Here is a 22,501-nt window from a genome sequence, read left to right on the forward strand (position 1 = left end):
CTCGCCGGCTTCCTCGGTGACGACGACATCGCCGCGCCGGAAGTTCGCGCCGAGCTGCTGAAGCAGGGCGACGCCGCGTTGCAGGTGAAGGATGGTCGTCTCAGCCTCGATGCGGCCGATCCGGATCTGCTCGGTGACGCCCTCGGCGTGGCCGTGCAGGAGCGCGGTGCACCGGCCGTCGATGCACTGATCGCTGAGATCCCGAAGACCTCCGATCCGGCCAAGCGCAATGCGATGCTGTCGGCTCTCGCGAGTGCGAAGGACGTGGCGCAGGCGAACAAGGTCCGCGACTTCTCGCTGAGCAAGGACGTGAAGGTTGGCGAGATGGCCTCGTTGCTCCGTGGCAGCCGCGATTCCGAAGCCTCGCGTAACGAACTGTGGAAGTGGTACGTCACCAACTACGACAAGATCATCGCGCGCACCGGCAGCTTCGCCGGCGGCAAGGTGGTCACCATGGCGGCAGCCGGTAGCTGCTCGAAGGCGGAAGCCGATCGCATGAGCGAGTTCTTCAAGCCGAAGCTCGCGCAGGTGAGCGGTGCGGAACGCGATCTCGCCCAGACCAGCGAGTCGACCCTGCTCTGCGCGGCCCTCAAGGCCAAGCAGGATCCGAAGGCCATCACGCGCTGATTTTCTTCGTCAGGTAGAAAACAAAGAGGCCGGGCGAGTGATCGCTCGGCCTCTTCGTTTTATCAGCGGATCTGCAGGGTGGCGCGCTGTGCGCCACCGGAACCGCTCGGCAAGACCACGACCTCGAAATTACCGCCCTCGCGCCCACTGGCATCCCACGTGCTGCGATGGCCGATAATCGTCGCGCCATTCGGGCAAGGGCCGAGGCGGCCGCGAACGTTGCAGAGCGACTCGTATTTCATCTCGCGCAATGGGACGCCAAGCAGTCGCGCCTGCGCGCCGTGGCCGTAGCCGATCTCGTCGGTGACGATTTGGAAACGCGCACCGCCATGATCTTTCGCGGTCCACGATCCCCCTTGGGGTATCAACTCGGTGCCTCCTTTGGTTGAAGTCACGTGATGTACATATACCCGCGAAAGCTGGTTGCTGGCGTGAATCGTTCCGACGCTGAGCATGAGAACTGCTACTACGCAATGGATGGTGACGCGCTTCATAAGAAGATCTCGTTCAGCCGGATTGGCTGAGGAAATGATCTTCGCTCGGTATCTGCGGAATCGATGGGCGGAGGACGAGTTCTTCAATGGCCTTCACCGCGACCACGTGTGATCGCTATCGATACCGCCGTAGGCGTAGGTGATAGCCACTAACTTGCGAGAGCTATTCGCGCGATCTCACACTTGAGCCTTTCGCACCGAACCGTTCTCTGCTCTTTTGATTGATATCAATCAGGAGGGGTCGACATGCAAGTAACTTTGCCCGTTAGCATCACCCATCCGCTCAGAGCTTTCGTGGTAGCCAGGAAGGATGCAGTCGCCCCGATCTCCGTGGTTCAGTCCACCGCCGGAGCGAAAAAAGACCTCGACCTTTCTCACATCACGCCCCGGTCGCTTCACGCGTACATTGATGAGCGAGTCATGAGCGGAGAGATAGACGAGACCGAAATGCTCTATTGCTCGTCGCTCTTTTGTTCCATACCCGACGAGTGGTACAGCGAATGTCCTGACGTGCCCGTGGACGTCACCTCGCGTGTGAAGAGCTTTGCAGACTTTACTCGCGCCCACGGATTCACGTCAGACACGACGTTCTACGAAGGCATGTTGGCATGGATGAAAATATCGGAGGAAAGGTCGGTCCACATCTCGGTCGTTGCCTGATGCGCCGGATCCGTCGTGCCGTTGTAGGTCGACGACGAACGAATGCGCAGTCATCCACCGCTTTCATGCTGAACTGACTTTCGTCGCTCCGTTTTCTCTGGTCTCTTGAAGCAAGCTCATCAAGAGGTGCCTCGCATGAATAACATCAGTCCGGTCTTGGGGCCGGGTACGTACGCGGTAAAAGGGACGACTATGCGAACGCCGGTCGATGCCCGAACCGGTGCCCGCGCAGCGAAAGCAAATGTGTCGAGTACCATCGATTTCTCCCGTGTTACGCCGAGGCAGCTTCAGGCCTATGTCAACGACATGGTCCGGCGTAACAGGATGACGGCAACGGACGGCTCCGCCATCAGTAGCTCGATTCCGCAGGAGTGGTACGCAAAGCGACCCGACGTCCCCGTGGACTTCACCGCGAACATGGAAGGTAAGCTGGATGCCGCTCGCGGGCAAAGCTCCAAACCACTGGCGGCGTTCTACGCAGGTCTGATGGAACGCATGAAAATGATGGAAGCGCAGAGCGTCCCCATCTCGGTCGTCGCCTGATGCGCTAACCTTGGCGCATGCCCTCACGTAGCCTGTTGCCAACCCGCGTGTCCCCCGCCACCGCACGCGATGTGGCGGAGGCGGCGGGCGTTTCGATTTCGGCGGTCTCGCGTACGTTTACACCCGGCGCCAGTGTGTCGGCGCGGACGCGGGAGCTTGTGACCGACACGGCCGAGCGGCTCGGCTACAAGCCGAACCGCCTTGCGCGCAGTCTCATGACGGGTCGCACCGAGCTGATCGGGCTGGTTTCCAACCACTTTGCCAATCCGACCTTCATGGAGGTCTTCGACCTTTTCACCCGCGAGCTGCAGGCACGCGGCTTGCGGCCTTTGCTCGCCAACCTGGGTGAGGACGAGGACGGCAAGGCGGCGCTCGACATGCTCCAGCAGTACAACGTCGACGCCGTGCTGATCGCCACGTCTGCGCCACCGGCCGGCTTTGCCGCTTCGTGTCGAGCGGCAGGCCTGCCGGTGCTGCATGTGTTCGGCCGGGCAGGCAGGTCATCGCCCGTGCCGGTGGTAACGGTGGACAACGTCGAGGGTGGTCGTCGGGTCGCGGAGGCCATGCGCTTGCGTGGGCTGCGGCGCCTTGCCTTCCTTGGTGGCTCCGATCGCGATGCCTCGACGATCGATCGTTGCAAGGGTTTCGCCGAGGCGGCGGGGGCTGCGTTAAGGCAGACGCTGCATGCCGGTAACTACACGCATGAGCACGGCCGTCTCGCCATGCATGCGTTGCTGGATCGAAACGATCGGCTGGATGGCGTGTTCTGTGGCGACGACGTGTTGGCGCTCGGGGCGATCGACGCCTGCCGCGAACGTAGCGTGGATGTCCCCGGTGAGCTCAGCGTCGTCGGCTTTGACGACATGCCGTTGGCCGCTTGGGCTTCCTACTCGCTGACGACGGTGAAGCAGCCGATTCGCGAGATGGTGTTGCATGCGATCGAACGAATCGTCGCGTGGATGGAAGATCCTGAGGCGGTACCGCGAAGCAAGTTGTTTGCGTGCGAGTTGGTCGTTCGGGGAAGCCTCCGCGACGCGTGAATGGTCTCGTGGCGTGGCAGCACCGGCGTGGTCGGTTCCTGCATACCGCCGTAGCTAGTCGATCGCCACCCAGCGGCGCTCGCGATGCGACAGCAGGGCGGCTTCGATGATGCGATCAACCTCGTAGCCGTCGCGGAAGGTTGGCCACACCGATTCACCTGTCGATATGGCCTGCAGGAAGTCACGCGCTTCGATGATGATCTGGTCGTTGTAGCCGGTGCCGTGTCCGACGCCCTGGTTGAACGCGAGGTAGTCCGGGTGCGCGGGGCCCATCAGGAGTTTCTGAAAGCCCCTGCGTGACGGTTCGCGGGCGGCGTCGTAGAGCCAGAGGGCGTTCTGGTCTTCCTGGTCGAAGGCAATGGCGCCACGCGTGCCGGTGATCCGGTAGGTGTAGCCCATCTTCCGCCCGGCGGCCATGCGGCTGAAGCTGATGCTGCCGGTAGCGCCGTTGGCGAAGCGCAGCAACATCTGGCCCTGGTCGTCGTTCTCGACAGCTTCCGGTCCATTCGGGCCATCGCGCCGCGCGTGCACGATGTGGGTGTCGGCCACCAGGCTGGCGATGGGCCCGACCAGACGCAGGCAGGCGTTGACGATATGCGGCGCGACGTCGCCTAGCGCACCGGCTTCCGTCCCGGTGGCGATGCGTGTGCGCCAGGAGGCGGGGAGGGCGGGATCGTGAAGGTAGTCTTCCACGTGTTCCGCGGTGACCTGGATCACGTCACCAATTTCGCCCGAGGCGATGATCTGCCGGGCCAGCTGGCTTGCGGGCGTGCGGATGTAGTTGAAGCCGATCATGTTGGGCAGCCCTGCACGTTCGACCGCCTCTGTCATGCGCAACGATTCGTCGGCGCTTGCGCCAAGGGGCTTCTCGCAGAAGACAGGTTTCCCGGCGGCGATACAGGCCATGACCATGTCGAGGTGGGTGCGTGGCGGTGTCGCAATGACGACGGCATCGACGCCAGGGTCGGCGACCAGCTCACGCCAGTCGCCGGTCGAACGGCGCCAGCCCCAACGCCGCGCCTGCTCAGCCGCGCCCTCGGCCGTCGAGGTGGCGATCATCTCGCAGACCGGACGCAGGGTGGTCTCGAAAATGGCCGCGACGCCCTGGAAGCCCGCGGTATGCGCCTTGCCCATGTAGCCGGCGCCGATCAGGCCGATCCTCAGTTCGCTCATCGCTTGGCTCTTGCTGGTGGGTGATAGGCCGACTCTAGGGATGTTGCAGTGCGGTTTGCAAGCGCTTGCAAAACGGCATAGCGTAGTCCTCGAACCGGCCTTCGCCCGCCTTAACCACGCCGCCATCGCGGCAGGAGCCAGCCATGCATGCCTCCGCGCACTCGTTTCCCCGCTCGCCCACCCGCATTCGTGTCTTTACCGAAGAGACGCTGGATACCGAAACCGTCGTGAGCGAGCTACTCGATGGCGTCGGTGCGGTCACGCTACGTGGCTTGTTCACGCCTGCGGAGATTGCCGAGGCGCGCGACATCGTGATGCGTGAATCCGACGCGGATGAGCGTGGCCGCAAGGTCACCCACTTCCAGGGCGATGCGGAAAAGGCAGGGCGGATCAATCTGCAGCGACGGGTCTGGAATCTGCTCGGCAAGGGCGAGATCTTCTCTCGGATGGCAGCTCATCCCGCGATCATGAAAGTGATGCGTGCCTTTATCGGCAGCGAGTTCATCATGGGATCGATCGCGGCGAACCGGATTCTCCCGGGCGGGCCCGGTCAGGAGCCGCATATCGATTATCCATATTGGGACTTCCATTCACCGGAAACGCATCCCGCGCGCATCAACGCGACGTTCCCGTTGAATGCACAAGCGACGATCATGCTCGATCCGTTTACGGAAGAAACCGGCGCGACGGCGTTCGTCCCCGGCACGCAGCGTGAGTTGCACTACCCGGACGAAAGCGACCGGTTCTTCGAACGCTGCGAGCGCATGCTCGGCGAGCCGGGCGATACCGTAATCTTCTTCGGTGCCGTCTGGCATTGCGCCATGCCCAATCGCAGCAGCATCGATCGCTCGGCGATCATCACCCAATACCTGCCGAAGTTCGTCAAGCCGATGGAAGACATGCCGGCGGCACTGCCAGCGGAGTTCGTCAAGAACGCGAGCCCGGATATTCGCCAGTTGCTGGGGCTGAACTATCCGTACCCGGAAGTGCTGGACGCGGCGCGCGGCGGTAATGCGGAAGGGCGCGATGCGATGAAGGCGCGGTAGCCAACGCGTCCGCCGCAACTTGGCCGATCAGCTGCGCTTTGTAGGAGCCGATTCATCGGCGATCCCGCGGCAGCGGGCCGGGTTTCGGCTAGCACCCATCGCCGATGAATCGGCTCCTACACAGAGCGGTGTGGCCTAAGGTGGCGTGGACTGCTTTTGGATGAAGGTCACGACGTCGTCCAGCACGGAAGCCTTGTGTTTGCCGGTGCCAAGACCGAACAGCACGCCCATGTGACCGGTGTCGGGATAGAGCTTTACCTCGACGTGCTCGCCCCGCGCTTCATAGCGTCTCTGCAGTGAAAGCGCATTGGAGGATTTCACGGTGCCGTCGGATTCGCCTTGCAACAACAGGGCGGGAGGTTCATCGCCATCGACGAAGTTGACCGGTTGCGAGCGGGCCTGTTGCTCTGCCGTGTGGCCGAACATGTCGATGAAATCGTCGTTGGTCAGGGGAAGGAAGTCGTAAGGCCCCGCCAATCCGATAAAGCCCGAGAGATCGCGTGGCTTCATGCCGACGGCACCGAGCCAGCGGCCGTCGGTGGCCAGCAACGCCGCTATGTGTCCACCCGCCGAATGGCCCATCACGAAGAGGTGTGCCGCATCGCCGCCGAACTCCCCGGCATGATCGTGTGTCCATCGGACCGCCTTGGCGCCGTCCTGCATGAAGCCGTCGAGTCGCACGGTAGGCCATTGCCGGTAGTCGGAGACGACGGTGACGATGCCCCTGGCAGCCAGTGCCTCGCCCACCCAGCGGTACCACTGCCGCTTCCCGCTCTTCCAGCTTCCGCCGTAGAGGAACACCACGACGGGTGCCTCATGCGCCTGGGGTGGCGAGTAGACATCCAGCGATAGGCCGTGGGGCGCATCGAAGACGATGTCCTGATGCGCCACAACACCGGCCGAAGGCTGGCGTGCGTTGACGGCGGTGAAGAGAGCGGACTGGCAGCCGCTGAGAAGAAGACTGCCGAGGGCAGCGAGAAAGAGTCGGGTCATGCCGGTAACTTACGGATCCGGCGTGAAGGTGGATGCACCGTCGGCCGTGCTCAGCGTGAAGGGCTGCCCGAATAACGTCGGATGAAGGCCATCGTGTCGGCGAGGACAGGCGCCCTGGCTTTCAACGGGCCAAAGGCGAGGAGAAGCTTTTCGTGTCCGAGGTTCGGATACAGCTTCAGTTCGACGGGCTCTCCCTGCTGGCGATAGCGGCCCTCCAGGGCGATGGCCTCCGATGGGTAGACGATCGTGTCTTTCTCTCCCTGCAGCAACAGGGCGGGCGGCTCGTCGCCATCGACGAAGTTGATCGGTTGGGAGCGCGCCTCGTCCTCCGGCGTGCGCCCGAACATGTCGTAGAACTCGGGCTCGTCGAAGGGGATGAAGTCGTAGGTCCCAGCTACACCGATGAAGCCGGCCAGGTCGCGTGGCTTCATGCCCACGGTAGCGAGCCACTGCTTGTCCATGGCCAGCATCGCGGCGATCTGGCCGCCCGACGAATGGCCCATGACGAAAAGGTGCGAGGGATCGCCACCGAACTCGCTGGCGTGATCGTGTGCCCAGCGAACGGCTTCCGCGCCATCGTGAAGGAAGCCATCCAGTCGCGTACGTGGCCACAGACGAACGTCGGCCACGATGGTTACCACCCCCTCGGCCGCCAGCGCTTCACCCATCCAGCGGAACCATTGCCGCTTGCCGCTCATCCAGCTGCCACCGTAGAAGTAAACGACCACGGGGGCGTGTTCCGCGTGCAGCGGCGCGTAGACGTCCAGCGCAAGTGCGGACGCTGCGTCGTAGGTGATGTTCCGGTGCGGGACGACCTCGTTGGACGGCTGGCGCAGGTTGACCGTGCCGAAAAAGGCGCTCTGGCATCCGGCGAGCATCAGGAGGGAGAAGAGGAGGGCGGCGCGACCGGTCATCCGCCTAGTCTAAGGCGAGGCGCCGGGGCCATCGACGCTAGAATGCGTGGATGACCGACATTCGCACGATCCTGCGCCAAGCGACGGAAGCCCTCGGCGACCGCCTCGAAGCCGAGTTGTTGCTCGCCCACGTGCTCGGCGTGAATCGCGCATGGTTCTTTGCCCATGCCGACGACGCCGCGGAGGCCTCCGGGTTGGACCGCTTCGAGGCACTCGTGCGCCGTCGGGCCCTGGGTGAGCCGATCGCCTACATCACGGGCACGCGGGACTTCTGGTCGCTCACCTTGGAAGTGACCCCGGCGACTCTGATCCCGAGACCGGAAACCGAGTTGCTGGTGGAGCTGGCCCTTGAACGATTGCCGCGTGGCGGCCGCGTCGTCGACCTCGGCACCGGCAGTGGGGCGATCGCGCTGGCTATCGCCAGGGAGCGTCCGGATGCTGTGGTCGTCGCCGTGGATGCGAGCGCGGAAGCGCTGGCGGTCGCGCGTCGTAACGCACAGCGCCTTGACCTGGGGCGCGTCACGTTCGCGCATGGCGACTGGCTCGCTCCGCTGGCTGGCGAGTCGTTCGACCTCATCGTGAGCAATCCGCCGTATATCGAAGCGGACGATCGCCATCTGCGCGAAGGCGACCTGCGCTTCGAACCGATGACGGCGCTTGCCTCGGGCGCGGACGGCCTCGTCGACATCCGGCGCATCGTGGCCATGTCACTGCGTCAACTCGTGCCAGGTGGCTGGCTGTTGATGGAGCACGGGTGGAACCAGGGCGACGCAGTGCGCGGCGTGCTGGAGCACGCCGGCTTCATGAAGACGTTTACCGCTCAGGATCTGGAACAGCGCGACCGCGTCAGCGGCGGCTGCAGGGAGTCCTGAGCGTCGCGCGAGCGCGGGGACTTACCCCGCGCTGGCCACCGCGCTGGCGATGAACTGCGGGAATCGCGCCACGATCGCGCTGCGAATCTGGGGCAGGTCGAGGCCCGCCATCGTCAGCACTTCCTCGCGGCTTCCGTGCTCCAGATAGGCGTCCGGCAGGCCGAGATGGAAGATCGGGATCGTCACGCCGTTGGCAGCCAGCAACTCGGCCACACCCGCACCGGCCCCGCCGGCGATGGCGTTGTCCTCGATGGTGACGAAGGCCTTGTGCGTGCGCGCCATCTCGAGGATCAGTTCCTCGTCCAACGGTTTGACGAAGCGCATGTTGACCAGGGTGGCATCCACTTCGGCGGCGATCACCGCGGCGGGCGCGAGCATGGTGCCGAAGGAAAGAATGGCCAGGCCGTGATGGCCGCGACGGCGCACTTCAGCCTTGCCGATCGGGAAGGTTTCCAGTGCTTCGACCATTTTCGCGCCCGGGCCGGTACCTCGGGGGTAACGAATGGCGGCGGGACCCTTGTATTGATAGCCCGTGCTCAGCATGGTCCGGCATTCGTGCTCGTCGGCCGGCGCCATGATCACCATGTTCGGCAGGCAGCGCATGAAGGAGAGGTCGAAGCTGCCCGAATGCGTGGCGCCGTCCGGTCCGACGACGCCTGCGCGGTCGATGGCGAAGGTTACGTCGAGGTTCTGCAGGGCGACGTCGTGGATGGCCTGGTCGTAGGCCCGCTGGAGGAAGGTCGAGTAGATCGCCACCACCGGCTTCGCGCCTTCCACTGCCATGCCGGCGGCCAGCGTCACCGCGTGCTGCTCCGCGATCGCGACGTCGAAATAACGCTGCGGGTATTCCTTCGAGAAGCGAACCAGGCCCGAACCTTCGCGCATCGCCGGTGTGATGCCGAGCAGGCGCTCGTCGGTGGCCGCCATGTCGCACAGCCAGTCGCTGAAAATATCGGTATAGGTCGGCTTGGCCGGCGCGCCTTTCTTGACCAAGCCAGCGACGGGGTCGAACGGGCCGACGGCGTGGTATTCGATCGGACCCTTCTCGGCCGGCTCGTAGCCCTTGCCCTTGGTCGTCATGACATGGATGAGCTGCGGGCCCGGAAGATCCTTGACCGTCTCCAGTGCCTGGACCAGCTGGGCCATGTTGTGACCGTCGATCGGCCCGGTGTAATGGAAGCCCAGTTCCTCGAACAACGTCGACGGCACGAACATGCCCTTGGCGTGTTCCTCCCAGCGCTTGAAGAAGCGGCCGAAGAACGACTCGCGCGGCATCGCCTTCTTGGCGCGCTCGCGCCACGCGTTGAGCGTGCGGCTGGACATCGCGCGAGCCATCATCTTGGTCATCGCGCCGACGTTTTCGCTGATCGACATGCCGTTGTCGTTGAGGATCACCAGCATGTTCGGCTCGACGTCGCCGCCGTGGTTCAGGGCCTCGAAGGCCATGCCCGCGGTGATCGCGCCATCGCCGATGACGGCGATGACCTTACGGTTGTCACCCCGACGCTGCAGGGCGATGGCCATGCCCAGCGCGGCCGAGATCGAAGTCGAGGAATGGCCGACACCGAACGTGTCGTACTCGCTCTCTTCGCGGCGCGGAAAAGGGGCGAGGCCGTCCTTTTTCTTGATCGTGGTGATCCGGTCGCGCCGGCCGGTGAGGATCTTGTGCGGATAGCACTGGTGTCCGACATCCCAGACCAGGCGGTCGCGGGGGGTGTCGAAGACATGATGCAGGGCGACCGTCAGCTCGACCACGCCCAGGCCCGCGCCGAAGTGTCCGCCCGAGGAGGCGACGGCCTCGATCAGGTAGCGGCGCAATTCGTCGGCGATCGCCGGCAGCTGGTCGTCCGGAAAGCGCCGGAGATCCTCCGGCGATTCGATCTGCGCCAGATAAGGGTAGCGGGAGAGGTCGTTCATCCCTCTATTGTTCGCCTACGGACGGGCCGGGGCAAGGGACGGGGCGTGAATCTTTGCGGGCAATCCGGGGCCGGACTCAGGCGGGCCGGCGATCTCGCGGCAGGTGACCCACCAGGAATTCCATCTGATCGGCCAGGATATTGCGGTTGGACAGGATCAGGTGCTCGACCCAGCTGGGGCGATAGGGCACGGCCAGGAGCGGCATGTTGGCCTGCTGCGGCGTGCGGTTGCTCTTGCGCAGGTTGCAGGCCAGGCAGGCGCTGACCACGTTCTCCCACTCGTCCGCGCCCTTCTTGGATAGGGGCAGGACGTGATCGCGCGTGAGTTCGTGACGGGTGTAGTGATGCCCGCAATACAGGCAGATGTGCCGATCGCGTGCGAAAAGGGCGGTGTTGGTGAGGGCAGGTGCCGGGTCGATGGCGTGTTCGCGGCAATGACCGGTGCTGGCGACGATGGGGTGAAGCTCGAGACTGCTCTGGAGTCCACTGGCGCGGCTGAGGCCGCCGTGGACGGTCAGACAGGGGTCGCCGAGCGTCCAGGCGACCACGCCACGAACGTACAGGCAGACGGCGTCCTGCCAGCTGATCCAGTCCAGGATACGGCCCGCCGCATCAAGGGAGAGCACGCGCGTGGTGTTCAGCGCGGTCACCCTGGGCAGGTCATCCTGAAGCACTTCCATCGTCATCGTGTCTCGTCCTTCACATAAGCGAAAGAGCGTTCCAGCCAGTCGAACTCCGTGCGGATCGGTGCATCGATCCGACCCCACAAGGGGCGTTGACCCGAGCATAGCCCATTATTGCTACAGAAAAGCACCAGCCCGGCCCGCTTCTTGCGGGGCTGTCCGGGCCGCGCGGCGCTGATATAGTGGGCGTTCGACAGACGCCCGACGGGTTTGGAAGGGGGGCCGGGGTGGCTTCCCAGGTCCGACGGGTACGAGAGGGTTTCACTGTGGCAGAAGTGCTTTTCTACGAGCGTCCGGTTCCGCTGAACCGCACCGCGCACCGCGACCTCCGCATCAAGGCGGTCAACAACATCCGTTTCGCTGCCGGCGCGCACTCCGTGCCGCTGACGGGCGTGGAATTCGCGCCCGCGGCGCGTGACTACCCGATCCTGTTCGCCGGCAACTCGATCGAGGAAGCGGGCCCGATGGCGCTCCTCGGCCTTCGCCAGGGCGAGAACCTCCTGGTCGGCGAGAACGGCTTCTGGGAGACGGGCATGTACATCCCGGCCTTCATCCGCCGCTACCCGTTCGTCCTGGCCGAGAAGCCGGTCGGCGCCGAGGGCGACGACTTCACCGTGTTCCTCGACGAGGCCTACGAAGGCTTCAACGACAGCGAAGGCGAGCGCCTCTTCAATGAAGACGGCACCGACGCGCCGGCCCTGACCAACGCCGTGAAGTTCCTGGGCGAGTTCCAGGACCACGTCGCCCGCACGCAGTGGTTCATGGGCAAGCTGCGCGAGCACAACCTGCTCGAAGAGCGCACCGTCACCCTGCAGAAGGAAGGCAAGGGCATCAACCTCAACGGCCTGTTCGTGATCAACGAAGAGAAGCTGCGCACGCTTGATGAGAAAGTTGCCCACGAGTTCCTGCGCGAGGGTGCGTTCGGCTGGATCTACGCCCACCTGGTGTCGCTGGCCAACATCGACCGCATGGCTGCGCGTCTGGATGCACGTGAAGCCAAGGACGCACCGGCTACGGTCTGACCGACCCCCGGTTCGTGCGAAAAAAAGGCCACCCCTGGGTGGCCTTTTTCATGGGGAATGTGGGAGCCGCTTCAGCGGCGATGCCCTTGATCAGCGCACCGGTTTCGCCAGCCGCATCAGGTCGGTATCGAAGCCGTGGGAGACATAGAGGTCCCGGGCTTTCTCGTTCCCAGGGAGCACGGCCAGGGTGACGAACTGGCAGTGATGTTCCTTTGCCCAGGTGTCGGCATACGCGAGCATGAACTTCCCGACGCCAACACCTTCGTATTTTTGGGCGACCGCGATATTGGCGATATGGCAGTTGTCGCGATGAGTGAAGAAGTCCTTGGTCTTCTGCAGCTGCAGGAAGCCAACGGCCTCGCCGTCCTCGTTTTCGACGACGAAGATGTAGCTGTTGGGCGGCTGGTCGTCGAGGTGATGGACCAGATCGGCCTCGATGCCCTTCAGGCAATCGGTACGCGTACGGCCGTTGGGCAGCGGGAAGCTGATGAAACGGGGGACCAGATCCAGGATGAACTCATCGTCGTCGCTCTCGGCGAGACGGATCAGGAACGGGGAGTCGCTCATCGTATCGGGCACCGTCGCGGCTGAAGGATTCCGGAAAGAGTCTGTTTCTACACCTTCACGCTGGCCGACGGAAGCCCCGCCGGCGAATGAGGGAATGTGGGAGCCGCTTCAGCGGCGAAAGGCCAACGGAGCGGGGTAGGAGCCGATTCATCGGCGATCCCGCGGCAGCGGGCCAGGGTGCCGCGAGCACCCGTTCGCCGATGAATCGGCTCCTACCAAAGCCGCCGCCGTCAGAGCGGCTCGGGCACCGTTGCCACACCGGCTTCGATCGCCGCCTTGTGCACGTGGATGCGCGGCAGGATGCGGGTGAAGTAGAAGGTCGCGGTATCGCGCTTGGCCTGCTTGTCGTTCGCCGAGAGGGACGAGCCGCCGGCAGCCAGTACGCTGCGAGCCCAGACGTAGGCCAGGCTCACATACCCGGAGAAGTAGAGGTAATCCACGGCCGCGGCGCCGAGTTCCTCGGGATTCGCCTGCGCACGCTGTGCGATCGCCTGGGTCACGTCGCCCCAGGTCTTGGTCGCGACGGCGAGCGGGCCGATGAAGGCCTTCACGGCGTCGTTGTCCGCGTTGGTCTGGCAGAAGGTCGAGATCTCGTTGAGGAAATGCTTCAGGCCGGCTCCCTGCAACTGCATGATCTTGCGGCCGAGCAGATCGAGCGCCTGGATGCCGGTGGTGCCTTCGTACAGCGTGATGATGCGGGCGTCGCGGACGAACTGTTCCATGCCGTGCTCGGCGATGTAACCGTGGCCGCCGAAGATCTGCAGGGCTTCCTTGGTGCACTCCTGTGCCGCCTCGGTGAGCAGGCCCTTGACGATCGGGATGAGGAACGAGAGCAGTTCGCCCGCGTTCTTGCGGACCTGCGGGTCGGCATCGCGCGATTCGATGTCGCCCTGCAGCGCGGCATAGGCGGCCAACACGCGACCACCTTCGACGAAGGCGCGCTGGGTGAGCAGCATGCGACGTACGTCGGGGTGCACGGTGAGCGGATCGGCCGGCTTATCCGGGAACGCCGGGCCCGACAAGGCACGCATCTGCAGGCGCTCGCGGGCGTAGTTGAGGCTGTTCTGCAGGGCGCGCTCGGAGACGGCGAGACCCTGGATGCCGACGCCGAGGCGTGCTGCATTCATCATGGTGAACATCGCCATGAGCCCCTTGTGCGCCGGTCCGATCAGCCAGCCTTCGGCACCGTCGAAATTCATTACGCAGGTGGCCGAGCCCCTGATGCCCATCTTGTGCTCGATCGCACCGGCGGCAACGGCGTTGCGATCGCCGAGCGAGCCGTCCTTGTTCACCTTGAACTTGGGCACGATGAGCATCGAGATGCCGCGGCTGCCCGCTGGGGCGTCCGGCAGACGGGCCAGCACGAGGTGGACGATGTTCTCGGAGAAATCATGCTCGCCGGCGCTGATGAAGATCTTGGTGCCGCTGACGCGGTAGCTGCCGTCGGCGTTGGGCTCGGCGCGGGTCTTCAGCAGGCCGAGATCCGAGCCGGCCTGGGGCTCGGTCAGGCACATGGTGCCCGTCCAGCGGCCATCCACTAGCGGCTTCAGGAAGGTTTCCTGCTGCCACTCGGTGCCGTGGTGTTCGAGCGCGTCCGTGGCGCCGTGCGAAAGCAGCGGGTAGATGCCCCAAGCCAGGTTGGCCGAGTCGATCATTTCCTTGGTCATCGCGCCGAGCACGGCGGGCAGGCCCTGGCCGCCGAACTTTTCGTGTGCCGTCAGGCCGGCCCAGCCACCCTCGGCGTACTGGCGATACGCCTCCTTGAAGCCCTTCGGCGTAGTGACCGTCGCGGTGGCCTTGTCATAGACGCAGCCTTCCTGGTCGCCCGAGGCGTTCAGCGGAGCCAGAACCTGTTCATTGAAACGCGCGGCCTCATCGAGCACGGCATCGAGCAGGTCGCGCGAATGCGCCTCACCGCCCTGGAGTCGGGTGAGCACGGCTTCGGCGCCGAGCACGTCGTAGAGCGCGAAGCGCATGTCATTGAGCGGGGCTTTGTAGATCGTCATCGTGAATCCTGGCGAGGCGCGGCAAGCGCGGCTGTGGAGTGATCAGGGAGAGCGGTAGGTGTCGGGGATGCCGGGGACGGGCGATAGCCAGTTCTTGCCGTGCACGTCGAAGGTGCGCGACTTGTCCTCTTTCTCCGGCGTGGCCGAAATGCTGCCGTCGATGGCATAAGGCAGCGACCCGCTGCTGCCCTTGGCCGCGAGCTCGGCCAGGGCTTTGGACATCTCGGCCGTGGGAAGGATGTCGATGACGGTGACGTCGGCCGCGAAGGAGGGGATGTCCTGGTCGATTTTTGCGTCGAGCAGCACGCCGCCGAGATCGCCGACGCGAAGCGTGCCCTGGAAGCGATCGAAGGACATGCCGCCGTAGCTGTTGTTACGCAGGCGCAGCGTCACATGCCAGGTCCCGCCCGGTTTGGCGGCGACCTGCTGCAGGGTCACGGCGGGCGGATACACGCTCTTCTTCTCGGGGCCGCAGGCCGCCAGGAGAGCCGTCGCGGCCAGCAATGACAAGCGAAAAACGGTGGTGCGAAGGGTCGAGGTCATTCCCTGGAATTCCGGCGGTTGGCGTCGAACAGTCGTTCGATGGTAGCGCCGGCCGGGCCATACGCGCGAGACGTGCGTTTGAAACGCGGTTCCCAAGCGTCGGTCGAGCAGGCATCATCCGCATTGACCTTTCTACGTGCCTTCCCATGACCCGACGTATCGCCGCCCGACGCTCTCCCATTCACGGAAACGGCGTTTTCGCCACTGGCGCCATCAAGGCCGGCGACGAGATCGTCGAATACAAGGGCGATCGCATCACCCACGCCCAGGCCGACAAGAAATACGGCGATGGTGGCGAGACCGGCCACACCTTCCTGTTCACCCTCAACGAGCGCTTCATCGTCGACGGCAACAGCAACGGCAATACGGCGCGCTGGATCAATCACGGCTGCAACCCGAATTGCCAGGCCGTCATCGAAGAGGCGGTGGAGGGCAAGCCGTCGAAGAAGGACCGCGTGCTGATCGAGGCCATCCGCGACATCGCCCCGGGCGAAGAGCTGACCTACGACTACGGCATCACCCTGGACATGCCGCACACGGCCCGCCTGAAGAAGGTGTGGGCCTGCCTCTGCGGTGCGCCCAATTGCATCGGTACGATGCTCAAGCCCAAGCGCTGAAGCATTCGGCCGAGGACACCATCGTAAGTTTTGTGAACAAGCGCTGACAGTTCGCTAAGACATCGCGCGAAGCTCGACGACAAATCCTTGGCCTCCTCGTTGTCCATTGCAAACATGATATGCAAAGGGCTCAGATGACTAACTTCATGTCTGCCGAATTGACGGGCTGATGCTGAAAAAAAGGCTTCGTATCATCGTGTTTTTAACGCGTGGCTAACTCCGTAATGTATTTACTACCGACGCGCAAGCTGCGCTAAATCACGTGCTACATGGAGGTAGTGTCATGAATCCAAATTCAGTGGTCGGGAAACCTTACAGCGAGGTCAAGGATGCGCTAGAGGCGGAGGCAAAGTCCTCTGGCGCAGTAGTTGAACTGGTTCAATTACCCTTACAGGATCTACCGGTCTCAAGGAAGGCCGAGAGCCAGTCTGTAGATGACGAGTCAGATCCTGGCAAATTTTATGACGCAATAGAAAGTGGCATGACCGGCAAAATGGCGACGACGTATGATATTTCGGCTAATGCAGCTTACGTTGATGGACATAGGACGCTCGTTGTACGTATTCAGGATGGCTAAGTAATGAGTGCGAGTTATGTGTAAAACGTCGTTGTCGCAAAATGTATTTTGACTTCCACATTTCCATCGACTTTCGCTGCACCCCGGCCGGCGCCGCCTCAGAAAGGCTTATCTCCGTTGCTTAGCGGCGCTGGCCGCCTGTCATCGCCTTCAACGGCGTCGGGTAATCGGTCAGCTCGGGCATCGGCACGATGCCCGAGCCCAAGCGTAAAGCCGCAATGAGGACATGTAGGAGCCGATTCATCGGCGAAAAGCCAACGGAGCGGTGAAGCCGGAAGGCCTATCGCCGATGAATCGGCTCCTACAACAGCGTGGTCCCTAGCGCGCCGCTTCAGTCTTCCTCGGCCCGGGGCTTCCACTGCTCGGCCAACTTCCGCTGGACGCCGGCCGGCACGGTGTCGTAATGGCTGAATGCCATCGCATAGCGGCCCTGTCCGCCGGTCATGGCCTTCAACTGGGTCGGATAGTCGGTCAGCTCCGCCAGCGGCACGCGCGCCTTGATCAGGGTCTCACCGCCTCGTAGCGAGTCGGTGCCCATGATGTGCGCCCGCTTGGATGCCAGACCTCCTGTGACGTCGCCCACATAGCGCTCCGGGATAGACACCTCCAGATCGACCACGGGTTCCAGCACCTGGGGATGCGCGCGCGACACCGCGTCGAGGAAGGCCTTGCGGCCGGCGCTGATGAAGGCGACCTCCTTGGAATCGACCGGATGGTGCTTGCCGTCGTACACCACGACGCGGACATCCTGGATCGGATAGCCCGCGATGGCGCCGCCGTCCAGCGCCTGGCGCACCCCTTTTTCGATCGCCGGCATGAACTGTCCGGGGATCACGCCACCCTTGGTCTCGTCGTCGAAGACGAATCCCTTGCCGCGTTCCAGCGGCTCCACGCGCAGAAAGACTTCGCCGAACTGTCCGGCACCCCCGGTCTGCTTCTTGTGCCGGTGATGGCCTTCGGCATTCGCGCCGATCGTTTCGCGGTAGGCGATGCGCGGCGGATGCGTGATCACGTCGACGTCGTAACGCGCTTTCATGCGCTCCAGCATGAGTTTCAGGTGCAGGTCGGAGAGTCCGCGTATGACGGTCTCGTTGAGTTCCTTGTGATGCTCGACGCGAAAGCAGGGGTCTTCCTCGGCGAGCTTGCACAGGGCCTGCGACAGCTTCTGTTCCTGCCCCTTGTGTGCCGGCTCCACGGCAAGCCCGAACATCGGCGCCGGGAAGGCAGATGGCTCGAGGTGGATACGCGATTCATCGGCGGCGTCATGCAGTACGGCGTCGAAATGGATGTCGTCGATCTTCGCCACGGCAGCGATGTCGCCCGGCAACGCTTCGTCTACCTCGATATGTTCGCGACCCTGCAGGCGAAACAGGTGCGCCACCTTGAACGGTTTGCGTCCGTCATCGACGAACAGCTGGGCGTCCTTGCGCACGGTGCCCTGCCAGACGCGAAACACACCGAGTTTTCCGACGAAAGGATCGTTGACGATCTTGAACACATCGGCGACGACGTGACGCGATGCATCGGCGGCGACGTCGAAGGGGGCTCCCGCGCGATCGCGGAACGGCGGTGGGTTCGTTTCGGTGGGGCAGGGCAGGATGCGCTCGACCAGTTCGAGCAGTTCGTCGACACCGATGCCGTCGCGGGCGCTGGTGAAGACGATCGGCACGAGATGTCCGTCGCGCAGGCAGTGCTCGAGTGCGCCGCGAATTTCCGCCGCGGACAACGCGGACTCACCGGCTTCGAGGTAATGCTCCATCACCTCGTCGTCGATCTCGACCACCTGGTCGATGATGCGCTGATGGGCCTCTCCCGGCGACGAGAAATCGGTGTCGCCCGCGGTCTGGAAAAAGGCATCGCGTACCGAGTGCCCTTTCGATGCCGGCAGGTTCAGCGGCAGGCATTCGTTGCCGAATTCCTCGCGTAACGCGTCGACCAGGCCTGGCAGGTCGAGGCCTTCGGCGTCGATCCGGTTGACCACGAGGATGCGAGCCATACCCCGTTCCCTGGCGTGCGCCATCATMGTGCGCGTGCCGTGCTCGATCCCGTTCGCCCCGTTGACCACGATGGCCACCGTGTCGGCGGCGGCGAGCGCGGCGAGTGCGGGCCCGCGGAAGTCGGCGTATCCCGGCGTGTCGAGCAGATGGATGCGATAGCCGTGTCGTTCGATCGAGGCGATGGATGCGTCGATCGAATGCCCCCGTGACTTCTCCATGGGGTCGGTGTCGGAAACGGTACTGCCACGCTCGATGCTGCCGGGGGTCGTCAGTGCGCCACCGGCGTGAAGCATGGCTTCGAACAGGGTGGTCTTGCCGGCGCCGGCGTGACCGGCAAGGGCAAGGCTGCGGATGCGTTCCGTGGATGGCGACACGATGCGACCCTCCTTCTCAAGGCCGTCCGGGCAATCCGGACGCTCATGGCGGTGGTGATTCAGGCGCGCCAACGCCGATTCCAAGGGTTCTCCGAACCCGTACCGGACGCAAGGGGAATCTTTATCTGACGACGCGGTCTCTAGGCCAGGGCTTACGCTGTGCTCAGCCGCGCGCCACTATCCTGTCCCACTTCCGAAGGCCCCATGGGGACTCCCGCTCGCGTGCAATATCCCGGTAAGGCGCCACCGCCCTTCGTCGAACCCCACCGGCTCGAACCGGAGGCATCGTCGCGCTCGCGCGGTCTGGCACCCCTGGATGCGGCCAGCCTGGTCGCCCTGCATGCCATCGGTCGCCGTCCACCGCCGCGTGACCGGGTGCGCTTCACGCTGGCCCTGGCGGCGGCCCTCGTCCTGCATATCGTGCTGATCTTCCTGGTGCGCTACGAGATGCAGCCGCGGGTGCAGGTCGCGTTCGCCCCGCCCGTCGACCAAGCCGATGTGCTTGAGGTGCGTTTCATCGAACCGACACGCCCGCCCCCGGCGGTCGCCGACGTGCCGCCCCCGCCGCCGGTGTCCGAGCCGCCGCCCAAGGTGCGTTCGCCGGAGGCGACGCGCCCCGAGCCACCGCCGAAGAAGAAGCCCGAGGATGAAACGCCGGCCGAGGCCGCCTCGCCGACGCCCGCGCCTGCGAGCCAGGCGCCGACGGCCAATCTGTTCGGCAGGGATGGCAGCGTGGCGATGCCAACCTCCGGTGCCGGATCGAAGCCGGACTTCGTCGCGCGCAAGCCTACCGACGACACCGGCATCATGTCGCACAAGACCACGGTGACGTACACACAGACGCGCTTCGAAAAAGACTGGGCACCGCGCGACGAAAATGCCCTGAGCAAAGGCGTTCGTCAGGTCATCGAGAAGACCACCGTCAAGCAGACCGTCGACCTGGGCCACGGCACGCGGGTGAACTGCGCGACCGTCCTGTTCGTCCTGCCGGCGGGTTGCAGCGGTGAAGATCCCTCGAAGGCCTCGAAGAAGGATGGCGACGTCCGTCTCAGCATGGCGCCGGCGAACCCCCTGGCGAAGGACCTCCCCGACCAGCCGACGCCACCAACCGAAGCGCAGTGCATTGCCGCGTTCCGCGCGGACAAGCCCCTGCCGCAAGGATGTGCATCGGATATTCCTCTGAAGGCCATGGACCAGGAGAACGCCGAGCGCGATCGTCGCGCCGGCAAGTGACACGACGGGCGTACGCAGCGATTGTCTGCGGCGCCCGCAGCATGGACACTAACCGTCCATGCAGACCCCTCGCCCGCCGGACAGCGATCCATCGATCGCCGCGAATTCGCTGCCCGTCTCGCCTCGCGAGGCGGCCATGCGTGCGCTCGTCTATCGACGTCTCCTGCGTGAGAAGCCGCGCGCGAGCGGACGGCGTATTGCCGGCTGGGTCGGCACCCTGCTCATCCACCTGGTCTTCCTGTTCGGGATGATCCTCGGCCCGGCGTACAACGTGCTGCCAGCGCCACCGGAGCCGGACACGCCGGATGCCCTGCAGGTGCGCCTGCTCGACAAGCCGCCTCCGCCGGTGCCGCCCGCGCGCGGTACGCCGTCGACGGCGCCGGTGGCCAAGGTGAAGCACACGACCACGTGGGACACCAAGGCCAGCCGCGCGGCGCGCGGGTCGCATGCGGCCGCCGTCGCGGCGACGAAGACGCCGTCCCGTCCGGCCGTCGCGGCACCCGCGGTCCCGGCGCCCAAGGTCAAACCGGCGCCGAAACCCGTCGCGCCGCCACCGAGCGTGGCGGCCGTGGCCGAGCGCCCGGTGGTTCAGCCCAAGGCACCGCCACCGCAGCGTGATCTCGAGAAAGTGCCGCTGCCGACCCCGTCGCCGCCCGATCTTGCCGTCGATACGCCAAAGCCGCAGGTCGTGCCGCCGACCTTCCAGCCCGAGCCGGTGCGCCGACCGCAGGAAGAAGGGTCGGAAGCCATGCCGCCGCCTGCCTCGCTGGATATTCCGCCGACACCGGCATCGCAGATGACCGTGACGCCGACGCCGCCCACGATCACGGCGGAACGCACGACGCCGGTACCGACCCAGGCGATGACGCTGGCCACCGTCCCGCGTCCCGAGGTCGAGGAGAGCTCGGCGCCGCCGACCCCGCAGGACGTGCCGTTGCCGCAGGTCGCGCCCGAGCCTGCGGCGCCGACACCGGATCTGACCGTCGATACGCGTCCCGTGCCGCCGAAAGTCTCGGCACAAACGGTGCAGACCGTGCAGGCGCCTGCCGTCGGGGCCGAGGCGGAGCTCGAGGCCGTCCCGCTACCCGATGCCGTGGCGAAGCCGTCCGTGTCGGCCCCGGTCGCTACTGTCGATCGGCCGTCCGTGCAGGCGCCCTCGGTGTCGCCGGGGGAGATGCAGCGTCCGGTCGCCGGTGCCGACACGGCGCCCTCGGCACCGGGTCAGGCGCCCGGTGATACGGCGACGGGTGAGGCCGCTGCCGCTCAGGCCGCCGCGACCGAGGGCAAACAGGGCCAGAACCAGGTGGCCGAGGCCGTCCTGGGGCAGCCTGCCGGCAAGGCATCGCCGGGCGACGCCAACGTCGCCGGCTCGAACACGCCAGGCGCTGCGCAGGAGTCCGGCAAGCCGGGCGCCGCCAAGGGTGTCGATGAAGGCGACCGGCTGACCGGCGCGAATGGCACCTCGAACCGTAGCGACGGCGTGGTGGGAGGGCAGGGTGACAAAACGGGTCAAGTGGGCGCGTATACGGAACTGAAGCCGCGCGGCAACGTGACCGTGCAGAACGGCCCGCATTTCCACGTGGACTACAAGCCGACGCGCTTCGACGGCGCGTGGACGCCGAAGGGCGAGTCGAGCGTGGACACGGCACTCCGCCATGGCGTCGAAGCCAGCACAGCGCATTTCGCCGTGCCATTGCCGCGTGGTATCCGCCTCAACTGCACGGCGGGGCCCGGCACGGCCGGCGCGAAGAACGCGAGCGCCGCGATGAACGCCATCTCGATCTTCAGCCTGGGCTGCAGCGGTGGCGATGGTCCGCCCGCGCCGGCAAATGCCGACGCCACCGTGAAAAACCAGACCATGGCCCCGGCCAAACCGCTGGCCGAGAACCTGCCGCCGGCGAATGCGGCGACGGTGGCGGCGGCGCCTGTCGCGCTGGACAACACCGCTTACTGCACGGCCGCGCGCATTGCCGGCGGTCCGCTGCCGCCGGGCTGCGAAGCCTCGATCAAGATCAACGTGCCCGCGCCGAAGGCAGCGAGCGGTTCGTGGGTGCCAGCCAGCGATCAGTTCAAGTAGGCAGACGTTGGATTTCGGTGCCGGCGATCATGTCGTGGATGGCCCGGCGACGCCGATCGAACCACGCAGGCAGCAACAAAACGAGCCAGCCGATCACCGGCGCCCAGAGCGCGGCCTTCAGTGAGGTCAGCGGATAGACCAGGACAAGAGCGAGGGGCAGGGCGGCGACGATGAGGCGCACCAGGGCTCGCATCCAGGTCACGGGCGCGCCTTCCGCATCGGTGACGCGGATGCGCCACGGCCGCATGCCAAGCGTCTGCCCGCCACGCACCCAGGACAGCAGGAAATAGGCACCGACCACGACGCCCTGCAGCGGCTGGTACCACCACGTGAGCATGTGGCCGTGTTCGTCGAACAGCCGACCACCGGTCGCCATCTGCGCGAGCAACCCGACGACCATGACGATGGCGACCACCGCGAGTGCGTCGTAGACGATGGCGGCGAAGCGTCGCCAGGCAGGCGCGGGCGAGGTCGGGGTCATGCGATTCCGGGGCGGTGGCGACGCTGCATTGTAGACGGGCGACGAC

At 64.9% G+C, this 22,501-nt stretch carries 22 protein-coding genes; 11 read left to right on the forward strand and 11 right to left on the reverse strand.

Going from position 1 to position 22,501, the window contains the following annotated elements; genetic code table 11:
* The coding region (locus tag AC1DYM_RS16140) for an ERAP1-like C-terminal domain-containing protein (RefSeq protein ID WP_477340008.1) at positions 1–627 on the forward strand (627 nt) is incomplete at its 5' end.
* Positions 628–689: 62 nt separating this feature from the next.
* On the opposite strand, the gene AC1DYM_RS16145 is transcribed toward AC1DYM_RS16140, so the two are convergent.
* A complete protein-coding gene (locus AC1DYM_RS16145) occupies positions 690–1,121 on the reverse strand; it encodes a DUF4879 domain-containing protein (protein ID WP_477340010.1) in 432 nt (143 codons plus the stop codon).
* A 246-nt stretch (positions 1,122–1,367) separates the two neighbouring features.
* On the opposite strand from AC1DYM_RS16145, the gene AC1DYM_RS16150 reads away from it, so the two are divergent.
* From AC1DYM_RS16150 to AC1DYM_RS16160, 3 genes are all read left to right on the forward strand, one after another.
* Positions 1,368–1,781: a hypothetical protein gene (locus AC1DYM_RS16150; RefSeq protein WP_477340012.1), complete on the forward strand. Its 414-nt coding sequence runs from the start codon at positions 1,368–1,370 to the stop codon at positions 1,779–1,781.
* A gap of 192 nt (positions 1,782–1,973) precedes the next feature.
* A complete protein-coding gene (locus AC1DYM_RS16155; protein WP_477340014.1) occupies positions 1,974–2,324 on the forward strand; it encodes a hypothetical protein in 351 nt (116 codons plus the stop codon).
* Positions 2,325–2,341: 17 nt separating this feature from the next.
* Positions 2,342–3,364 (forward strand): LacI family DNA-binding transcriptional regulator, encoded by a 1,023-nt coding sequence (locus tag AC1DYM_RS16160; protein ID WP_477340016.1) that lies wholly within the window; start codon positions 2,342–2,344, stop codon positions 3,362–3,364.
* A 54-nt stretch (positions 3,365–3,418) separates the two neighbouring features.
* Here AC1DYM_RS16160 and AC1DYM_RS16165 read toward each other — a convergent pair whose 3' ends face one another.
* Positions 3,419–4,537 carry a Gfo/Idh/MocA family protein gene (locus AC1DYM_RS16165; protein ID WP_477340018.1) on the reverse strand — a complete coding sequence of 373 codons (1,119 nt, stop codon included), beginning with the start codon at positions 4,535–4,537 and terminating at the stop codon, positions 3,419–3,421.
* A 143-nt stretch (positions 4,538–4,680) separates the two neighbouring features.
* On the opposite strand from AC1DYM_RS16165, the gene AC1DYM_RS16170 reads away from it, so the two are divergent.
* Positions 4,681–5,583 carry a phytanoyl-CoA dioxygenase family protein gene (locus AC1DYM_RS16170; RefSeq protein WP_477340020.1) on the forward strand — a complete coding sequence of 301 codons (903 nt, stop codon included), beginning with the start codon at positions 4,681–4,683 and terminating at the stop codon, positions 5,581–5,583.
* A gap of 135 nt (positions 5,584–5,718) precedes the next feature.
* Here AC1DYM_RS16170 and AC1DYM_RS16175 read toward each other — a convergent pair whose 3' ends face one another.
* The gene (locus tag AC1DYM_RS16175; RefSeq protein ID WP_477340022.1) at positions 5,719–6,576 is read right to left on the reverse strand and encodes an alpha/beta hydrolase; all 858 of its coding nucleotides are present in this window, start codon (positions 6,574–6,576) and stop codon (positions 5,719–5,721) included.
* Positions 6,577–6,626: 50 nt separating this feature from the next.
* The gene (locus AC1DYM_RS16180; RefSeq protein WP_477340023.1) at positions 6,627–7,490 is read right to left on the reverse strand and encodes an alpha/beta hydrolase; all 864 of its coding nucleotides are present in this window, start codon (positions 7,488–7,490) and stop codon (positions 6,627–6,629) included.
* A 50-nt stretch (positions 7,491–7,540) separates the two neighbouring features.
* Here AC1DYM_RS16180 and prmC point away from each other — a divergent pair, with 50 nt between their 5' ends.
* Positions 7,541–8,362: a peptide chain release factor N(5)-glutamine methyltransferase gene (prmC, locus tag AC1DYM_RS16185; protein ID WP_477340025.1), complete on the forward strand. Its 822-nt coding sequence runs from the start codon at positions 7,541–7,543 to the stop codon at positions 8,360–8,362.
* A 21-nt stretch (positions 8,363–8,383) separates the two neighbouring features.
* On the opposite strand, the gene dxs is transcribed toward prmC, so the two are convergent.
* Together dxs and AC1DYM_RS16195 are read right to left on the reverse strand one after the other, a co-directional pair.
* Positions 8,384–10,279 carry a 1-deoxy-D-xylulose-5-phosphate synthase gene (gene dxs, locus AC1DYM_RS16190; RefSeq protein ID WP_477340027.1) on the reverse strand — a complete coding sequence of 632 codons (1,896 nt, stop codon included), beginning with the start codon at positions 10,277–10,279 and terminating at the stop codon, positions 8,384–8,386.
* Between the two features lie 76 nt (positions 10,280–10,355).
* Positions 10,356–10,964: an HNH endonuclease gene (locus AC1DYM_RS16195; protein ID WP_046968993.1), complete on the reverse strand. Its 609-nt coding sequence runs from the start codon at positions 10,962–10,964 to the stop codon at positions 10,356–10,358.
* A gap of 263 nt (positions 10,965–11,227) precedes the next feature.
* On the opposite strand from AC1DYM_RS16195, the gene AC1DYM_RS16200 reads away from it, so the two are divergent.
* On the forward strand, positions 11,228–11,983 hold the full coding sequence (locus AC1DYM_RS16200) for a SapC family protein (RefSeq protein WP_477340029.1): 756 nt from the start codon (positions 11,228–11,230) through the stop codon (positions 11,981–11,983).
* 90 nt (positions 11,984–12,073) lie between these two features.
* Here the strand turns inward: AC1DYM_RS16200 and AC1DYM_RS16205 are convergent, their stop codons facing one another.
* From AC1DYM_RS16205 to AC1DYM_RS16215, 3 genes are all read right to left on the reverse strand, one after another.
* The gene (locus AC1DYM_RS16205; protein ID WP_477340031.1) at positions 12,074–12,550 is read right to left on the reverse strand and encodes a GNAT family N-acetyltransferase; all 477 of its coding nucleotides are present in this window, start codon (positions 12,548–12,550) and stop codon (positions 12,074–12,076) included.
* 230 nt (positions 12,551–12,780) lie between these two features.
* Positions 12,781–14,556 carry an acyl-CoA dehydrogenase C-terminal domain-containing protein gene (locus AC1DYM_RS16210; protein WP_477340033.1) on the reverse strand — a complete coding sequence of 592 codons (1,776 nt, stop codon included), beginning with the start codon at positions 14,554–14,556 and terminating at the stop codon, positions 12,781–12,783.
* Between the two features lie 42 nt (positions 14,557–14,598).
* Positions 14,599–15,099 carry a hypothetical protein gene (locus tag AC1DYM_RS16215; RefSeq protein ID WP_477340035.1) on the reverse strand — a complete coding sequence of 167 codons (501 nt, stop codon included), beginning with the start codon at positions 15,097–15,099 and terminating at the stop codon, positions 14,599–14,601.
* Positions 15,100–15,245: 146 nt separating this feature from the next.
* Between AC1DYM_RS16215 and AC1DYM_RS16220 the strand changes: the two genes are divergently transcribed.
* Together AC1DYM_RS16220 and AC1DYM_RS16225 are read left to right on the forward strand one after the other, a co-directional pair.
* Positions 15,246–15,716 (forward strand): SET domain-containing protein, encoded by a 471-nt coding sequence (locus tag AC1DYM_RS16220; RefSeq protein ID WP_046979924.1) that lies wholly within the window; start codon positions 15,246–15,248, stop codon positions 15,714–15,716.
* 283 nt (positions 15,717–15,999) lie between these two features.
* Complete coding sequence (locus tag AC1DYM_RS16225; RefSeq protein WP_477340037.1) at positions 16,000–16,293, forward strand: hypothetical protein; 294 nt, start codon at positions 16,000–16,002, stop codon at positions 16,291–16,293.
* Between the two features lie 331 nt (positions 16,294–16,624).
* Here the strand turns inward: AC1DYM_RS16225 and fusA are convergent, their stop codons facing one another.
* Entirely contained in the window at positions 16,625–18,664 is a 2,040-nt protein-coding gene (gene fusA, locus AC1DYM_RS16230) for an elongation factor G (protein WP_477340039.1), read from the reverse strand.
* Between the two features lie 204 nt (positions 18,665–18,868).
* On the opposite strand from fusA, the gene AC1DYM_RS16235 reads away from it, so the two are divergent.
* Both AC1DYM_RS16235 and AC1DYM_RS16240 read left to right on the forward strand, forming a co-directional pair.
* Complete coding sequence (locus AC1DYM_RS16235) at positions 18,869–19,897, forward strand: hypothetical protein (protein ID WP_477340041.1); 1,029 nt, start codon at positions 18,869–18,871, stop codon at positions 19,895–19,897.
* A 58-nt stretch (positions 19,898–19,955) separates the two neighbouring features.
* Positions 19,956–21,974 carry a hypothetical protein gene (locus AC1DYM_RS16240; RefSeq protein ID WP_477340043.1) on the forward strand — a complete coding sequence of 673 codons (2,019 nt, stop codon included), beginning with the start codon at positions 19,956–19,958 and terminating at the stop codon, positions 21,972–21,974.
* Here the strand turns inward: AC1DYM_RS16240 and AC1DYM_RS16245 are convergent.
* Entirely contained in the window at positions 21,967–22,455 is a 489-nt protein-coding gene (locus tag AC1DYM_RS16245) for an RDD family protein (RefSeq protein ID WP_477340045.1), read from the reverse strand. The two genes, AC1DYM_RS16240 and AC1DYM_RS16245, sit on opposite strands and share 8 nt — an antisense overlap.
* Positions 22,456–22,501 lie beyond the last annotated feature (46 nt).

This window comes from Luteibacter sp. P1_D3, from assembly GCF_056406135.1.

Coding starts and splice junctions, on each gene's coding strand:
- prmC (WP_477340025.1), top strand. CDS start 7,541: ATGACCGACATTCGCACGATCCTGCGCCAAGCGACGGAAGCCCTCGGC.
- AC1DYM_RS16160 (WP_477340016.1), top strand. CDS start 2,342: ATGCCCTCACGTAGCCTGTTGCCAACCCGCGTGTCCCCCGCCACCGCA.
- AC1DYM_RS16215 (WP_477340035.1), bottom strand. CDS start 15,099: ATGACCTCGACCCTTCGCACCACCGTTTTTCGCTTGTCATTGCTGGCC.
- AC1DYM_RS16225 (WP_477340037.1), top strand. CDS start 16,000: ATGAATCCAAATTCAGTGGTCGGGAAACCTTACAGCGAGGTCAAGGAT.
- dxs (WP_477340027.1), bottom strand. CDS start 10,279: ATGAACGACCTCTCCCGCTACCCTTATCTGGCGCAGATCGAATCGCCG.
- AC1DYM_RS16195 (WP_046968993.1), bottom strand. CDS start 10,964: ATGACGATGGAAGTGCTTCAGGATGACCTGCCCAGGGTGACCGCGCTG.
- AC1DYM_RS16180 (WP_477340023.1), bottom strand. CDS start 7,490: ATGACCGGTCGCGCCGCCCTCCTCTTCTCCCTCCTGATGCTCGCCGGA.
- AC1DYM_RS16210 (WP_477340033.1), bottom strand. CDS start 14,556: ATGACGATCTACAAAGCCCCGCTCAATGACATGCGCTTCGCGCTCTAC.
- AC1DYM_RS16170 (WP_477340020.1), top strand. CDS start 4,681: ATGCATGCCTCCGCGCACTCGTTTCCCCGCTCGCCCACCCGCATTCGT.
- AC1DYM_RS16175 (WP_477340022.1), bottom strand. CDS start 6,576: ATGACCCGACTCTTTCTCGCTGCCCTCGGCAGTCTTCTTCTCAGCGGC.
- AC1DYM_RS16240 (WP_477340043.1), top strand. CDS start 19,956: ATGCAGACCCCTCGCCCGCCGGACAGCGATCCATCGATCGCCGCGAAT.
- AC1DYM_RS16245 (WP_477340045.1), bottom strand. CDS start 22,455: ATGACCCCGACCTCGCCCGCGCCTGCCTGGCGACGCTTCGCCGCCATC.
- AC1DYM_RS16165 (WP_477340018.1), bottom strand. CDS start 4,537: ATGAGCGAACTGAGGATCGGCCTGATCGGCGCCGGCTACATGGGCAAG.
- AC1DYM_RS16235 (WP_477340041.1), top strand. CDS start 18,869: ATGGGGACTCCCGCTCGCGTGCAATATCCCGGTAAGGCGCCACCGCCC.
- AC1DYM_RS16155 (WP_477340014.1), top strand. CDS start 1,974: ATGCGAACGCCGGTCGATGCCCGAACCGGTGCCCGCGCAGCGAAAGCA.
- AC1DYM_RS16205 (WP_477340031.1), bottom strand. CDS start 12,550: ATGAGCGACTCCCCGTTCCTGATCCGTCTCGCCGAGAGCGACGACGAT.
- AC1DYM_RS16220 (WP_046979924.1), top strand. CDS start 15,246: ATGACCCGACGTATCGCCGCCCGACGCTCTCCCATTCACGGAAACGGC.
- AC1DYM_RS16145 (WP_477340010.1), bottom strand. CDS start 1,121: ATGAAGCGCGTCACCATCCATTGCGTAGTAGCAGTTCTCATGCTCAGC.
- AC1DYM_RS16150 (WP_477340012.1), top strand. CDS start 1,368: ATGCAAGTAACTTTGCCCGTTAGCATCACCCATCCGCTCAGAGCTTTC.